Source organism: Brevibacillus sp. NL20B1 (assembly GCF_018195675.1).
GTDB classification, from domain to species: Bacteria; Bacillota; Bacilli; order Brevibacillales; family Brevibacillaceae; genus Brevibacillus; species Brevibacillus aydinogluensis.
Genome location: NZ_JAGTPT010000005.1, coordinates 1 through 14,354, shown reverse-complemented (window position 1 = coordinate 14,354; position 14,354 = coordinate 1). Strand labels below are relative to the sequence as shown.

Annotated in this window: 14 protein-coding genes; 12 read left to right on the top strand and 2 right to left on the bottom strand. The window is 58.5% G+C overall.

Going from position 1 to position 14,354, the window contains the following annotated elements:
• Positions 1–55 precede the first annotated feature (55 nt).
• The 7 genes from phoU to KDN35_RS04930 all read left to right on the top strand — a co-directional run bounded on the left by phoU (position 56) and on the right by KDN35_RS04930 (position 7,380).
• Positions 56–712 (top strand): phosphate signaling complex protein PhoU, encoded by a 657-nt coding sequence (phoU, locus tag KDN35_RS04960; protein ID WP_212132274.1) that lies wholly within the window; start codon positions 56–58, stop codon positions 710–712.
• A gap of 150 nt (positions 713–862) precedes the next feature.
• Positions 863–1,954, top strand: coding sequence for a PRK06851 family protein (locus KDN35_RS04955; RefSeq protein ID WP_212132272.1), 1,092 nt, complete (start codon positions 863–865; stop codon positions 1,952–1,954).
• Positions 1,955–2,026: 72 nt separating this feature from the next.
• On the top strand, positions 2,027–2,950 hold the full coding sequence (locus tag KDN35_RS04950) for a VanW family protein (protein WP_171565729.1): 924 nt from the start codon (positions 2,027–2,029) through the stop codon (positions 2,948–2,950).
• 525 nt (positions 2,951–3,475) lie between these two features.
• A complete protein-coding gene (locus tag KDN35_RS04945; protein WP_212132270.1) occupies positions 3,476–3,901 on the top strand; it encodes a MarR family winged helix-turn-helix transcriptional regulator in 426 nt (141 codons plus the stop codon).
• 9 nt (positions 3,902–3,910) lie between these two features.
• Positions 3,911–4,570, top strand: coding sequence for an HlyD family secretion protein (locus KDN35_RS04940; protein WP_171565727.1), 660 nt, complete (start codon positions 3,911–3,913; stop codon positions 4,568–4,570).
• The gene (locus tag KDN35_RS04935) at positions 4,571–5,788 is read left to right on the top strand and encodes an efflux RND transporter periplasmic adaptor subunit (RefSeq protein ID WP_212132268.1); all 1,218 of its coding nucleotides are present in this window, start codon (positions 4,571–4,573) and stop codon (positions 5,786–5,788) included.
• Between the two features lie 14 nt (positions 5,789–5,802).
• On the top strand, positions 5,803–7,380 hold the full coding sequence (locus KDN35_RS04930) for a DHA2 family efflux MFS transporter permease subunit (RefSeq protein WP_212132266.1): 1,578 nt from the start codon (positions 5,803–5,805) through the stop codon (positions 7,378–7,380).
• 134 nt (positions 7,381–7,514) lie between these two features.
• Here KDN35_RS04930 and KDN35_RS04925 read toward each other — a convergent pair whose 3' ends face one another.
• A complete protein-coding gene (locus tag KDN35_RS04925) occupies positions 7,515–8,456 on the bottom strand; it encodes a DMT family transporter (protein WP_171565724.1) in 942 nt (313 codons plus the stop codon).
• A gap of 99 nt (positions 8,457–8,555) precedes the next feature.
• Between KDN35_RS04925 and KDN35_RS04920 the strand changes: the two genes are divergently transcribed.
• On the top strand, positions 8,556–8,711 hold the full coding sequence (locus KDN35_RS04920; RefSeq protein ID WP_171565723.1) for a hypothetical protein: 156 nt from the start codon (positions 8,556–8,558) through the stop codon (positions 8,709–8,711).
• On the opposite strand, the gene KDN35_RS04915 is transcribed toward KDN35_RS04920, so the two are convergent.
• Complete coding sequence (locus tag KDN35_RS04915; RefSeq protein WP_212132264.1) at positions 8,701–9,486, bottom strand: divergent polysaccharide deacetylase family protein; 786 nt, start codon at positions 9,484–9,486, stop codon at positions 8,701–8,703. The genes KDN35_RS04920 and KDN35_RS04915 overlap by 11 nt on opposite strands.
• Positions 9,487–9,639: 153 nt before the next feature.
• On the opposite strand from KDN35_RS04915, the gene polA reads away from it, so the two are divergent.
• The 4 genes from polA to KDN35_RS04895 are packed head-to-tail and all read left to right on the top strand — an operon-like array spanning position 9,640 to position 14,350.
• The gene (polA, locus tag KDN35_RS04910) at positions 9,640–12,291 is read left to right on the top strand and encodes a DNA polymerase I (protein WP_212132331.1); all 2,652 of its coding nucleotides are present in this window, start codon (positions 9,640–9,642) and stop codon (positions 12,289–12,291) included.
• A gap of 39 nt (positions 12,292–12,330) precedes the next feature.
• Positions 12,331–13,191 carry a DNA-formamidopyrimidine glycosylase gene (gene mutM, locus KDN35_RS04905; RefSeq protein WP_171565721.1) on the top strand — a complete coding sequence of 287 codons (861 nt, stop codon included), beginning with the start codon at positions 12,331–12,333 and terminating at the stop codon, positions 13,189–13,191.
• Positions 13,188–13,790 carry a dephospho-CoA kinase gene (gene coaE, locus KDN35_RS04900; protein ID WP_171565720.1) on the top strand — a complete coding sequence of 201 codons (603 nt, stop codon included), beginning with the start codon at positions 13,188–13,190 and terminating at the stop codon, positions 13,788–13,790. The genes mutM and coaE overlap by 4 nt, the downstream gene beginning before the upstream one ends.
• On the top strand, positions 13,787–14,350 hold the full coding sequence (locus KDN35_RS04895) for a lytic transglycosylase domain-containing protein (RefSeq protein WP_212132262.1): 564 nt from the start codon (positions 13,787–13,789) through the stop codon (positions 14,348–14,350). Before coaE ends, KDN35_RS04895 begins: the two co-directional genes overlap by 4 nt.
• Positions 14,351–14,354: the final 4 nt, after the last annotated feature.

Sequence of the window (14,354 nt, the reverse complement as noted above, 5' to 3'; positions counted from 1 at the left end):
ACTCCCTGTATACAATCCCCTTGTAGCATTGGGTGTACAGAATGGAGGGGAAGGTATGGCACGGCACGCATTTGAGGAACAACTGGATGTCCTGCACCGCAGCCTGATGTCCATGGGCACGCTGGTGGAGGAAGCCATCCACAAGGCGATCAAAAGTCTGGTCGAACGGGACGCGGATTTGGCCCAACAGGTTATTGAGCATGACACGATGATCAACGAACTGGAGCATCAGATCGAAATCGGCTGCTTTCGCCTGATCGCGCTGCAGCAGCCGGTGGGCAGCGACCTGCGCCGTTTGGGCACGATGCTGAAGCTGGTGACCGATTTGGAGCGGATGGGCGACCACGCTGTTGCCATCGCCAGGACGACGCGCCGGCTGATGGTGGAGCCGTACGTCAAGCCGCTGATCGACATTCCGCTGATGGCAGACCACGTCAAGGCCATGGTGCGAGACTGCCTGAACGCCTACATCACCCGCGACAAGGAAGCGGCCAGAGAAGTTGCCCTTCGCGACGACGCCGTCGACAAGCTGTTTTCGACGATTTTCCGCGATCTGATCGACGTGATGAGCAGCAACAAGCAGTCCATCAACCAGGGCACTCACCTGCTGTTTGTGGCCCAGTACCTGGAGCGGATCGCCGACCACGTCACCAACATCTGCGAGTGGATCTTTTACCTCAACACCGGCAAGATGACCGATCTGAACAAGTAACGCCCATCATACCGGGCAGTCCGCGGGCTGTCCGGTTTTTTTACGGCTGCAAGGCGCACATTTTCTTGCCGTGGGCAGAAGCCTATCGGTTCATGATCGCATAGGATAAACCGATCCGACATGACACACAACATCCAGGAGGGGTTGTCAATGAATACAAAGGAGCGACATATATTCGCGGGCGGCAATACGGCCAGAGGATACCGTTGTTTTTTTGATTCCGTCCTGGCGGAGATGGACTGCCTGTTTGTCCTGACTGGCGGAGTGGAAGGCCTGGCTTCAACATTGATCAAACAGATTGGTGACGAACTTGCCCCCCGCGCCGGCAGCGTGGAGTGGATTCATTCCCCGTTTGTCAACGGCGCCTTTGACGGAGTGATTTTTTCTGATCTGCGGGCCGCCGTGGTGGATGGGAGCTATCCGCGTGTGCTTCAGCCGAGGGCGCCGGGGCTGATTGAGTCCTATGTCAACTTGCAGGCTGTGATTGACACAAATCGCCTGGCTCCCCGCAGGAATCTGATTGCGACCTGGTTCGAAGCGCTGTACCAAAAGACGCAGGAAGCGTACGAAGCCTTTGCCCAGGCGCTTGCCATCCACGACGAGTGGGAGGAAATCTACATCTCTCGCCTGAATCGGGAAAAAGCCAACCGCGTCGCAGAAGAAGTGACGGAGCTGTTTTTTGGAGAGGAAACCCTGCCAAAGAACGCCCGCATCCGGCACATGTATCTGGGCGCAGCCACACCGTCCGGACCGGTTGATCACATCGCCAATCTGACCGCCGACATCGGCAAACGCTACTTTATCAAAGGGCGACCCGGTTCCGGCAAGTCGACGATGCTGAACAAACTGGTGGCGGAAGCAAAGCGGCGCGGTTTCGACGCCGAAGTGTACCACTGCGGACTGGACCCGAACAGCCTGGACATGGTGATCCTGCCCGAAAAAAGCATCGCCATTTTTGACAGCACGGCGCCGCATGAGTACTTCCCCGACCGAAGCAGTGACGAAGTGATCGACATGTACGCCCGGGCCATCGAGCCGGGCACTGACGAGGTGTTTGCCGACCAACTTGCCGAGATCAGGGGGCGCTACGCCGCCGCGATGAAAAAGGGAACCGCCAGCCTGGCCGAAGCGCAGATATGCCGCCATCGCCTGGCTGACATCTACGGACAGGGGGCCGACCGTGATAAAGTGGAGGCTGTTCATCAGTCCATTGTGCGTGAACTGACCGCGCGGCTGGCCTGACGTTCGGCTGCCGCCCGTGCGCATGAAACCCGTTCGGCTGCTCATACTATGCGGAGGAGGTGAGCAGTCCGGATGGGTTTCCCTGTTGTGTTGGCACTGCTCTTGATGGCCAATCCGCTGGATGCGACTGATTTTTTGCGGGTCGAATGGGGAGAAGAGACGATTGCCATACTCGACCGCGCCGACTATACGCTGCCGTTTTCAGGAGTTCCCCTGGTGGACGAAGCAAAGCTGGAGAGGGTTATCAAAAGCGTGGCGGAACAGGTGTACCAGGCACCGGTGAACGCCACGATTGACGGAGCAGGCAGGATCGTTCCCGAGAAGCGGGGACGGGCGCTGCATGAAAAAGCGTTTACCGAACAGGTCTACGACTACTTTTACGGAAGCGGTTCGAAAAGCATCACGCCCGCCATCCGCGAGGTGATGCCCAAGGTGGACCGCGAACTGCTGAACCAGGTGCGGCAAAAGTTCATCGGAGGCTACTCCACCTATTACAATCCCCGAAACAAAAACCGTTCTCATAACATCATGCTGGCTGCCAAGGCGATCAACAATTACGTCGTCCTGCCCGGAGAAATCTTTTCCTTTAACAAGGTGGTTGGCCCACGCACTCGGCAAAAGGGGTATCTGGAAGCGCCAATTATTGTCAGGGGAGAACTGTCCGAGGGGATCGGCGGGGGTATCTGTCAGGTATCGTCTACCCTGTACAACGCTGTCGATCGCGCCGGCATGCACATTTTGCAGCGATACTCCCACAGCCGCCACGTCGCGTACGTCCCGCCCGGGCGGGACGCCACAGTGAGCTGGAACGGGCCTGATTTTGTGTTTCAGAACAAGTACGCGTATCCCATCCTGATTCGCGCCTATTCCGGAAACGGACAGATCACGGTTACCATCCATTCATTCCCGGAAATCGAATACGAACCCAGGCATGTGCCCAGTGTGCGCAATCACATGCCGGAAGAAACGCCGGCAGATCCGCAGCTTCCGGACTAGACAGCACCCGTTGCGAGGTGCTGTCAGCGTGTAGACAAAGTCCGTGGCGCATGGGTGATCGGGCCCGCTCGCTCTCTTGACGACCAGCAGAGAAGTTGGCAGCGTCCGCTTCAAAACGCGACGCGGGCAGGGGGCAAACATCTGGGTAGTTCGAGGAAGTGAGACTTGTGCCCCCTGTATCCCCCACGTCTTTCGTTTTTCCGCTGGGCAGGTCGTCAAAGGAGCTCGCTTGGCCCATCACTCCATGCCATGTCCTTTTTCTCACCTTCGGTTGATCAATGTGCAGGCCTTCCGGCCTGGAAACGATGGAGGAGCGTTTCCTCGCGGAACTTCAACGATTGGCTTCAGTCCGGACAGCACCCGTTGCGAGGTGCTGTTTTTGTTTGGGCCGCTGCGCCCGAGGCGGCTTGTCGGATGTGCTGTGCGCACGAAAAACGTATTGTCAAGGATTTGAAAAAGGCGTAATATATATTTCGTGTTTAAAATTTCGGGTACGAAATAATTCTGAACGAAAGGAGGCACATGATGAGCAAGCCGATCTTGGTGAGAGATCTGTTAAAGCGGCTTAACAAAACGCTGACTACTATCGCGACCAAAGAATTGGCGAAATTCGGATTGACTGTGCCGCAATTGATGGTGCTCAAGCAAATCCAATGCGAGCCCAAGACGATCGGTCAGATCAGCAAGGCGGTCGACCTGTCCTACAGCACGGTCTCGGGCATTATCGACCGGCTGGAGCGGGAACAAATGGTTGAACGCGTCCGCGACAAAAAGGACCGGCGGGTAGTCTGGATTCGCGGCACGGGCAAGGTGAAGGAAAAGGTCGATCAGATCCCGATCTTTTCCGAAGAGTATTTCAACAAGTTGTTCAAAGACATTTCCGATGAGGAGATGGATCAAATCGTCCATGTACTCGAGACGCTGATCGAAAAACTGGAAAGAGAAAGTTGAGGAGAAACCATGAAGCGAAAACTTGTCTTGTACATCATCCTGCTCCTGATGGTAGCAGGAGGGGGCGGCATCGGTTACTACTACTGGTATCAGGGGAGCCACTACGTCACCACACAGGACGCCCGCGTCGCCGGTGACATTTACCGCGTGATGCCGCGGATTTCCGGCAAGCTGACGTCGCTGAAGGTTCACGAGGGGGATGTCGTCGTGGCGGATCAGATCGTCGGACAGCAGGATACGACCAATCTGACGACCAACCTGTTGGAAAACGCGGTGCTGCGGGCACCCATTACCGGCACGGTGATCAAGACGCTGGCAAAGGAAGGAGAGGTTGTCTCTCCCGGTCAGGCAGTAGCCATGGTGGTGGACGAGAATAACCTGTACATTTCCGCCAATGTGGAAGAGACGGAGCTTGGCCGCCTCAAGCTGGGGCAGAAAGTGGACATCACGCTGGACGCTTACCCGGGCAAACAGCTGACCGGTCACCTGTCCGAAATCGGCCAAGCCACCAACTCCACCTTTGCGCTGCTGCCGTCCGTTAACACCAGCGGCAACTTTACCAAAGTGACGCAGCGGATTCCGATAAAGGTGGCGATTGACAATGCCGCCGGAATCCAACTGACCCCTGGTCTGAATGCGGAAATCAAAGTGCACGTAAAGGGGATGTAAGTGATGAAGACAAAGAAATGGAAACAAGTGGGGATTATTGTGGCGGCCTGTTCGCTGCTCGCCGCAGGTTGCAGTGAAACGACAGCCGGGCCGGAAGAAAGCCAGCCGGTCGTGAAAGTGTGGAAGCTGGAATCGAATCAGGCCGGCTCGATCGCAAGCGGAAAGATCGCACCGGCAGAAGAAATTCAGGTGGTCTCCAAACTGGCAGGGAAAGTGGAGCAGGTGCACGTGAAGGAAGGCTCGGTCGTGAAGAAGGGCGACGTGCTCGTCTCGTTGGAAGCGAACGATTACCTGGAGCAAATCAGACAGGCGGAAGCCGCCATCGCCAGCGCCCAGGCGCGTCTGCACGACACCCAGGCCGGCGCGCGCAGCCAGGAGCTGCAGCGTCTGGAGAGCGGCGTGGAGCAGGCAAAAGCGGCGCTGGAGGTAGCCGAGAGCAGCTACAATCGGATGAAGGCGTTGTACGATTCCGGCGCGATCTCCCAGGCCGATCTGGAAAAGGTGACGCTGGAGCTGGAAAAAGCGCGGACGGGGTACGATCAGGCCAAGGCTCAATACGATTTGGCCAAGGCGGGACCGACAGCCAATTCCGTGGCCGCGCTGGAGGCAGAAGTGAAACGTCTGCAATCCGGTTTGCAACTGGCCAAAAGCACTTATGAAAATACCAAGATTGTCGCCCCGATCTCCGGCATCGTGGCTCGCCGCAGCATCGATCCCGGCGAGATGGCCCAGCCGGGCGTTCCGCTGCTGGTGCTGGTCCAGATGGATCAGGTCAAAGTAGAGGCCAGCGTGCCCCAGGAGCAGATCAACCAGGTGAAAGTCGGTTCGGCAGTTGACGTGAAAGTGGACAATCGTACGCTCAAGGGTACGGTGGAGTTCGTCAGCCCGATCTCCGATACCAACAGCAGCTCTTTCCCGATCAAGGTGCGTTTGGACAACAAGGATGGCGCGCTGCGGGCAGGGATGCTGGCGGAGGTGTACCTGCCAAACCAGGCGTCCGACAGCGAAGTGAAAATCCCCTCCTCGGCCGTCGTGACCAAGGAGAACAAGCAATTCGTGTACAAAGTGGACCGCGACATCGTGCATCAAGTAGAGGTGACTGTCGGGGAAATCAAGGGCGATTGGGTTGCAGTGACCAAAGGGGTAGCCGCTGGCGACCAGCTCGTACTGAATCCTGGTGACGATTTGGCCGAGGGCAGCAAAGTGATCGTCAACTGACGGGAGGGAGAATCATGGCGGAAGCAGCGGCACAGCGCCATGGGAACAGCGGAAGCGAGATGTGGATTTCGCTTTTGGCCATTCTCATGGGCACCTTCGTCGCCATTTTGAACAACAGTTTGATCAACGTCGCCCTGCCTACGCTGGTAAACGTGTTTGGCTCCACGACGGACACGATCCAATGGGTGTTGACCGGTTACATGCTGGCCAACGCCGTCATGATCCCGATGAGCGGCCTGCTGGGCGACAAATACGGGTACAAGCGGATCTTTTTGCTCTCACTGATCGCATTTACAGCTTCGTCCGTCCTCTGCGCGCTGGCATGGAACGACACCAGCCTGATCGCCTTCCGCGTCATCCAGGGTTTGAGCGGCGGGATGATTATGCCGATCGGAATGTCGATGATCTACATGATTGTCCCGCGGGAGAAGATGGGACTGGCTCTGGGGCTGTTTGGCATCGCCGCGATGGTGGCGCCGGCGGTCGGGCCAACGCTGGGCGGGTACATTGTCGAATACCTCAACTGGCAGTTCCTGTTCCTGCTGGGCGTTCCGTTTGGCGTGTTCGCCGTGGTGATGAGCAGCGCCCTGTTGAAGGAAACGCCGAAAAAGCCGGAGTTGAAGTTTGACTTTCCGGGAGCGATTCTTTCCATCATCGGCTTCGGGACGCTGCTGCTCGCGCTGAGCAAGGGCCAGTCGGAAGGATGGGACTCATTTTTCATCGTCAGTTTGCTGTTTGTCGCAATTAGCAGCCTGGTGCTGTTCGTTTGGGTGGAGACGGGCAGGGAGTCTCCCCTGCTAGACTTCAGCCTGCTGAAAATCCCTGTGTTTACGTTAAGCGTCATCAGCTCCAGTTTTGTCATGATGGGGATGATGGGCGGGATATTCATGATGCCGATCTTTCTGCAAAACATTCAGGGCATGTCGGCGGTGGACTCCGGGCTTCTGCTGATGCCGCAGTCGATTGCCATGGCGTTGATGATGCCGATCAGCGGCAAGCTGTTTGACAAGTACGGGATCGGTCCCGTCGGCCTGGTGGGCATGCTGGTCATGGGGGTGACCACTTATGAATTGCACACCTTGACCGCCGACACGCCGCACGGTTGGTTGAATACGGTGCTGACGATTCGCGGGATCGGCATCGGGCTGTGCATGCAGACGCTGTCCACGGCGGGGATGAACGCCATTCCCCGCGCCAGCGTCGGGAAGGCATCCTCCCTGTCCAACGTGATCCGGCAGGTGATGAGCTCGTTTGGCATTGCCATCCTGACGACGATCATGAGCTCGCGCCAGTCCTTTCACGCCGCGGCGATTTCGGACAGCGTGTCTGTGACGTCCACCACGGCGAGCGAGGCGCTCCAGGGTCTGACCGGGCTGTTCATGCAGGCGGGGGTGGACGCCGCGACCGCCCAGGGAGGAGCCGCATCCGTTTTGGCCGGGATGATTGCCAAGGAGGCAGTCGTTCGGGGGATTGCCGACGCCCTGCTCGTGTCGGCCATTCCAATCTTTTTGTCCATCCCGTTTATTTTCTTTATGCACAAAAAGCCGCCCAAGAAAGAGGCGGCACAAGAGCAGCAAAAAGCAGCAGCCTGAGCGGCTGCTGTTTTTGCTGGATTTTCGACGCACTTTAGAACAGTTTGCTGAGCCAGTAGATGATCCGGCCGACGATGTAGCCGAGCAGGATGGTCCAGCCGATTTTGGCCCAGATGCCAAGACCGCTCACGAATTCACGCAAGCTTTTCCGACGATGCGGCGGTTGCTTCATCAGACTCCACTCCTTTGGCTGTATTGCAGCGGATGAACAGGTAGATGCCGGTGAGAATGATCAGGCCGCCGACCCATTGCGAAAGGGTAACCCCTTCCCCCAGGATGAGGTACGCCAGAATCGCCGTTCCGACCGGTTCCCCCAAAATCCCCATGGAGATCGTCGTGGTGTTTAGCCATTTGATCACCCAGTTGAAAATCGAGTGGCCGAGCAGCGTCGGAAACAAGGCGAGGCAGAAAAACCAGCCCCAGTCCTCGGCCCGGTAACCGGCCAGCGGGTACCCCAGCACCAGATCGTACGCCACCAGCAGCACGCTGGTGATCGTGTAGACGACGAGTGTGTAGGAAAACGAGGACAGGTGCTGCCGCACGTACTGGCCAACCAGCCAGTAGCCGGTGACGGTGGCGGCGCCCATCAGCGCCAGAAAGTCTCCCCACAGCGCCATGCCGCCGACGCGAAAGTCTCCCCAGCCGATGACGAAGCTGCCGGCGATGGCCAGCAACCCTCCCGTCAGGGCCAGGGGGCGGATTCGCTCGCCAAAGAAGAAATACCCGCCGACGAAGGCAAACAGCGGCTGCAACGTGACCAGCACGGTAGAGCTGGCGACGGACGTAAAGTTGAGCGATTCAAACCAGAGCAGGAAGTGGCTGGCCAAAAAGGCCCCCGACAGGAGACAGAGCAGCCACTGCCTTCTCGGCATCCGCACCATTTCGCCGATGGCACCGCGGTTCCAGAACAGCAGCGGCAGCGTCAGCAGCACGGAAAATACCAGCCGGTACGTGGCGATTACAGGCGCCGGCGCACTGGACAGCTTGACAAAGATGGCCGAGGTGGAGACGGCCGCCACGCCGAAAAAGAGGGCGAGATAGGGCGGTATCCAGGGTTTTTCGTTTGGAGTGTTCATGCCTACACCTTCTTGTCCTAAGGAGATCGCATGCTCTCTATTTTACAGGTCTATCGAAACATTCACAATCGCTAGACATTGGGAGGCCACGAACAAAGCGTGGGGCCTGCCGATCGCCTGGCCGCTCCAACAAACTCCTGGGAGAACGCCGGAAGCGATGAAGACCGTCCGCTCACCGGCGAGGTGCAAGGCGATGAGCGGAGGCCAACAGCCGCAAGCGACGAGATCAGCCGGTTGGAAACGGCTAAGGCGTAACGCTGTTCAACAGCCCAGAGACGGTGACAATCGCCGCCTCCTGTTGTATGCGCGGAATGTACTGGCGCAGAACAGAGGCCGTTTTCTTGCCGGGCGGCCCGACATGGCCGATGGCGATATTGACGGGGCGGTCTTTCATGCGCTGGCACAGCGTTTCCATTTGGCGGGTAATGTGCGAGACGGTGTAGACGGAGTCCAGAAACAGTTCGTTTTCCAAAAACGGCACGCCCAGCTCCTTGGCAATTTTGGCTGCGACACTGCGATGGGTCGTTTTGCTGTCCAGGTAGATCATGCCGCGTTCCTTGCACACGCTCAGCACCGCCCGCATGACGCGCTCGTCGGCTGTTGCCTTGGAGCCCATGTGGTTGTTCAAACCGATCGCGTGCGGAACATCGTCAATCGCCTTGCGGACGCGGTCGCGAATCTCCTCGTCGCTCAGGTCAGTGGTGATCGCTCCGGGTCCCAGCCAGGAACGCTTTCCGTTTACCGGCTCCATCGGCAGGTGGACAAACACGTCGTGTCCCTTTCGATGGGCCAGCTCCGCGTCCCGTTTGGTGCTGGGCAAAAACGGCATCACCGCGACCGTCAGGGGAACGGGCAGGTTGAGAATGTCGTCCGTGCCCGCCATGTTGTTTCCCAAGTCGTCAATGACTACTGCCACTTTCTTGGCGGCCGTTTTCGCCGGGGTAGCACCGGGAGCGAGGGCGTGCGCCCCTGCCGTGCAGGAGAACAGACAAGCGGCGAGCAGGGCTGCCCCCCAGGTTCGTTTGCGCATGTGATCGCCTTCTTTCCGCTGTTTTTTCCTAGTTTGTTCAAGCAGAGGAATGCTTACCCGCAGGCCCTGCCGCTGATGGAGACTTGTTTTGCCAGGGGTGTGCCCCTGTGGTAAACTGAAGGAATAGTGATGGAACGAGAGGAGTCGTACGAGTTGAGCCACTTTGTGTTGATTGACGGGAACAGCATCGCCAACCGGGCGTTTTACGCGCTCCCGCTGCTGTCCACGTCGGCGGGACTGCATACCAACGCGGTGCTTGGCTTCACCACCATGCTGCTCAAGGTGCTGGAAGAGATGCAGCCGACGCACATGCTGGTCGCGTTTGACGCGGGCAAAGTCGTGTTTCGCCACAGCGAGTTTGCCGAATACAAGGGCGGCAGGGCCAAGACGCCGCCGGAGCTGTCGGAGCAGTTTCCGCTGATTCGCGAGCTGCTGGACGCATTTTCCATCCGGCGCTTTGAACTGGAAGGATACGAAGCGGATGACATCATCGGGACGCTCACCCGGCGGGCGGACGAATCGGGCTGGAAGACGACGGTGATTACCGGGGACAAGGACATGCTCCAGCTGGTCTCCGACAATGTATCCGTAGCGTTGACGCGCAAGGGCGTAAGTGAGATGGAGCTGTATACGCCCAAGGAGATCGCGGACAAGTACGGGTTGCAGCCGCTTCAGATCATCGACCTGAAGGGGCTGATGGGCGATGCCTCGGACAACATCCCGGGCGTGCCCGGCGTGGGGGAAAAGACTGCGCTGAAGCTTTTGCGCGAATACGGATCGGTGGAAGCGGTGCTGGAGAACATCGACCGGATCTCCGGCAAAAAGCTGCAGGAAAACCTGCGTGAAAACGTGGAGCAGGCCAGGATGAGCAAGGCGCTGGCGACCATCATGCGGGACGCCCCCGTCGATCTGGACGTGGAACAGACGGTGTATTCCGGCTACGATGCGGCGGCTGTCACCGAGTTTTTCAAAAAAATGGAGTTCAAGTCGCTGCTGTCCAAAGTAAAGACGGCCGCCCCGAAAGATGGGGGCCAGTCGGGACAAGAGCGCGCGCCGTTTTCCTTCGAGGTAGTGGAGGGCGGCAGAACAGACAGCTATGCCGAAAAACTGACGTCGCCCATGGCGCTGTACGTGGAGATGGACGGAGACAACTACCACCATGCGCCGATCCTCGGCTTCGGTCTGGCCGCAGACGGCATCTCGTTCTACGTGCCGTACGACGTGGCCGTGGAGTGGCAGGCATTTCGCGAATGGCTGGCCGACGACACCAAGGAAAAATGGGTGTTTGACGGCAAGCGGGACACGGTGGGACTGTCCTGGCACGGCATGGAGGCAGCCGGCATCGGCTTTGACGTCTACCTGGCCTCCTACCTGCTGAATGCGACGGAGAGCAATCCCACCCTCGACGGTGTCGCGGCCCAGTACGCCGAGGTAGGCGTGCTGCCGGACGATGAGGTGTTTGGCAAAGGAGCCAAGCGGCAGGTGCCGGAGACGAGCGTCCTCAGCGAACACGTGGCGCGCAAAGCGGCTGCGATCTGGCAGAGCGTGCCAAAACTGCGGGATGAGCTGGCGCAGCACAAGCTGAACGAACTGCTCACCGATCTGGAAGCGCCGCTCAGTCTGGTCCTGGCCGCGATGGAAAAGCAGGGAGTCAAAATCAACCGCGAGCGGCTGTTGGAGATGGGCGAAGAGCTGGACAGCCAGTTGGAGACGTTGACGGCAAAGATTCACGAGCTGGCCGGGACGCCGTTCAACATCAATTCGCCAAAGCAGTTGGGGGAGATCCTGTACGACAAACTGGATCTGCCGGTGCTGAAGAAGACGAAGACCGGCCCGTCCACCAGTGCCGACGTATTGGAAAAGCTGGCGCCGTACCATCCGATCATCGGGGAAATTCTCCACTTCCGCCAGTTGGGCAAGTTGCGCTCCACGTACATCGAGGGGCTGACCAAGGAGATTCACGCCAAGACGGGCAAGATTCACACGCGGTTCAACCAGGCCACCACGGCGACCGGCCGCCTGTCCAGCACCGAGCCCAACCTGCAAAACATTCCCATCCGCCTGGAGGAAGGCCGGAAAATCCGCGAGGCGTTCATTCCTTCCGAAGCAGGTTGGTACATGCTGGCTGCCGACTACTCGCAGATCGAACTGCGCGTTCTCGCCCACATCTCCGGGGATGAAAACCTGATTGACGCCTTCCGCAAGGGGATGGACATTCACACGCGGACGGCGATGGACGTGTTTGGGGTGAGCGAGGCGGAGGTCACGCCGCTGATGCGCCGTCAGGCCAAGGCGGTCAACTTCGGCATCGTCTACGGGATCAGCGACTACGGCTTGTCGCAAAACCTGAACATCACGCGCAAGGAAGCAGCGGACTTCATCGAACGCTACTTCGCCGTCTTTTCCGGCGTGAAACGGTACATGGAAGAGATCGTGAAGCAAGCGAAGCAGGACGGCTACGTCACCACGCTCCTGCACCGACGCCGCTACCTGCCGGACATCAAGAGCAGCAATTTCAATTTGCGCTCGTTTGCGGAGCGGACGGCCATGAACACCCCGATCCAGGGAACGGCCGCCGACATCATCAAACTGGCGATGATCCGGATGCAAGAGAGCATCCGTGAAAAAGGCCTGAAGAGCCGGATGCTTCTGCAGGTGCACGACGAACTGGTCTTCGAAGTGCCGGAAGCGGAATTGGCCGTCATGCAGAAGCTGGTGCCGGACGTGATGGAAAACGCGCTCAAGTTGGACGTGCCGCTGAAAGTGGACGTGCATTACGGACGCACCTGGTACGACGCGAAGTAACCGGGACAGCATCAAGAGAGAAACGAGAGGAGGAGACCCATGCCGGAACTGCCAGAGGTGGAAACGGTCGTCCGCACCCTGCGCACCCTCGTGTTGGGCAAGACGATCGAACGCGTCAGCGTGACGCTGCCGCGGATTGTGCGCCGCCCGGACGACGTGGAAGCGTTCAAGGCGCAGCTGGCCGGCCAGACCATTCGTGAGATCAAGCGGCGGGCCAAGTTCATCCAGTTTTTTCTGGACAAGGACGTGCTCGTCTCCCATCTGCGCATGGAGGGGCGCTACGGCCTGTACCAGGCTGAGGACCCGGTGGAGAAGCACACGCACGTGATTTTCCATTTTACCGACGGCACCGAACTGCGCTACCGGGATGTTCGCCAGTTCGGGACGATGGATCTGTTTCCGATTGGGATGGAAACGAGTGAAGGGCCGCTGGCCAAACTGGGCGTCGAACCGCTGGAGGACAGCTTTACGCCGGACGTGCTGGGCCGTCTGCTCAAGGGGCGGACGACCAAGATCAAGCCGCTGCTGTTGAATCAGGAATGTATTGTCGGGTTGGGGAATATTTATGTGGACGAATCCCTCTTTCGGGCAGGCATCCACCCGGAACTGCCGGCAGGCAGCCTGACCGCCAAACAGGTGGCCAAGCTGCACGAAAGCATCGTTACCACGCTGAAAGAGGCGGTGGCACAGGGCGGCAGTTCGATCAAGTCGTACGTCAACGGCCAGGGCGAGATGGGCATGTTTCAGCAGTCGCTGTTGGTATACGGACGCAAAGGGCAGCCGTGTACCCGCTGTGGAACGGAGATCGTCCGGTTCGTGGTCGGCGGCAGGGGGACGCACATCTGTCCCGCCTGTCAAAAAGTTGGCAAGCCCATCAGACGAGGAGGAAAACGGGCATGATTCTAGGGTTGACAGGAGGCATCGCCACGGGAAAAAGTACGGTGACGGCCATGCTGCGGGAGCGCGGCATTCCTGTCATTGACGCTGACCAGATCGCCCGCGAAGTTGTGGAGAAAGGCAAACCTGCCTACGAGGCGATCGTTCGTCACTTCGGCAGGGACATCCTGCTGGCTGACGGCCAGATCAACCGCAAGAAGCTGGGGGAAATCGTCTTTTCCGACGAAGCGGAGCGGCAGAAGCTGAACGCCATCGTCCACCCGGAAGTCCGCCGGGTGATGCGGGAAGAGGCGGAAGCAGCGGAACGGAACGGCGCTGACATCGTGTTTATGGATATTCCCTTGTTGTTTGAGAGCAAGTTGCAGCATCTGGTGGATAAAATTGTCGTGGTGTACGCGCCGGCCTCTGTACAGTTGGCGCGGATGTTGGAGCGGGACGAGCTGGATGAGGAACAGGCGCACAAGCGGCTGAGGGCGCAGTGGCCCATTGAGCAGAAAAAACAGCTCGCCGATTTTCTGATCGACAACACCGGGACGCGGGAAGAGACGGAACGGCAGGTGGAGCGCCTGCTGGCAGAATTGAAGACGGAGCTGTCGGGATGAAGCGAGGCAGGCGAGCCGCAGGCGTCCTGATCGTGCTGATGGGCGTCTTTTTGCTGATCAACTCCCCCTTGGTCTGGAAGTGGATGTATCCGATCAAGTATCAAAACGAGATTCTGGAGGCGTCCCGTCGCTACCAGGTAGACCCCTTCCTGATTTTGGCCATCATCCGTTCGGAGAGCGGCTTCAAGCCGGACAACGTCTCGAAAAAGGGAGCGATCGGGCTGATGCAGATCATGCCCGACACGGCCAAATGGATTGTGGAACAGGCGGGCTTTCAGCCAAAGCAAAAGGATTACCTGTACGATCCCAAGATGAATATCCACATCGGGACCTGGTACCTGTCCTACTTGCAGCAGAGGTTTCAGGGCGACGTGGTCAAAACCATTGCCGCCTATAACGCCGGTCCCGGCAAGGTAAACGCATGGCTCACGCGCGAGCAGTGGAACGGAGAGCGAGATACGCTCGGAGACATCCCGTTCAGCGAAACGCGCCTGTACGTACAGCGGGTGCTCTACTACCACGACCGATACCGCAACATCTATTCCAAAGAAATGCAGTAAAGCC

Excerpts from the sequence above, each read along its gene's own strand:
- phoU (WP_212132274.1), top strand. The coding sequence starts at position 56 with ATGGCACGGCACGCATTTGAGGAACAACTGGATGTCCTGCACCGCAGC.
- KDN35_RS04955 (WP_212132272.1), top strand. The coding sequence starts at position 863 with ATGAATACAAAGGAGCGACATATATTCGCGGGCGGCAATACGGCCAGA.
- KDN35_RS04950 (WP_171565729.1), top strand. The coding sequence starts at position 2,027 with ATGGGTTTCCCTGTTGTGTTGGCACTGCTCTTGATGGCCAATCCGCTG.
- KDN35_RS04945 (WP_212132270.1), top strand. The coding sequence starts at position 3,476 with ATGAGCAAGCCGATCTTGGTGAGAGATCTGTTAAAGCGGCTTAACAAA.
- KDN35_RS04940 (WP_171565727.1), top strand. The coding sequence starts at position 3,911 with ATGAAGCGAAAACTTGTCTTGTACATCATCCTGCTCCTGATGGTAGCA.
- KDN35_RS04930 (WP_212132266.1), top strand. The coding sequence starts at position 5,803 with ATGGCGGAAGCAGCGGCACAGCGCCATGGGAACAGCGGAAGCGAGATG.
- KDN35_RS04925 (WP_171565724.1), bottom strand. The coding sequence starts at position 8,456 with ATGAACACTCCAAACGAAAAACCCTGGATACCGCCCTATCTCGCCCTC.
- KDN35_RS04915 (WP_212132264.1), bottom strand. The coding sequence starts at position 9,486 with ATGCGCAAACGAACCTGGGGGGCAGCCCTGCTCGCCGCTTGTCTGTTC.
- mutM (WP_171565721.1), top strand. The coding sequence starts at position 12,331 with ATGCCGGAACTGCCAGAGGTGGAAACGGTCGTCCGCACCCTGCGCACC.
- coaE (WP_171565720.1), top strand. The coding sequence starts at position 13,188 with ATGATTCTAGGGTTGACAGGAGGCATCGCCACGGGAAAAAGTACGGTG.
- KDN35_RS04895 (WP_212132262.1), top strand. The coding sequence starts at position 13,787 with ATGAAGCGAGGCAGGCGAGCCGCAGGCGTCCTGATCGTGCTGATGGGC.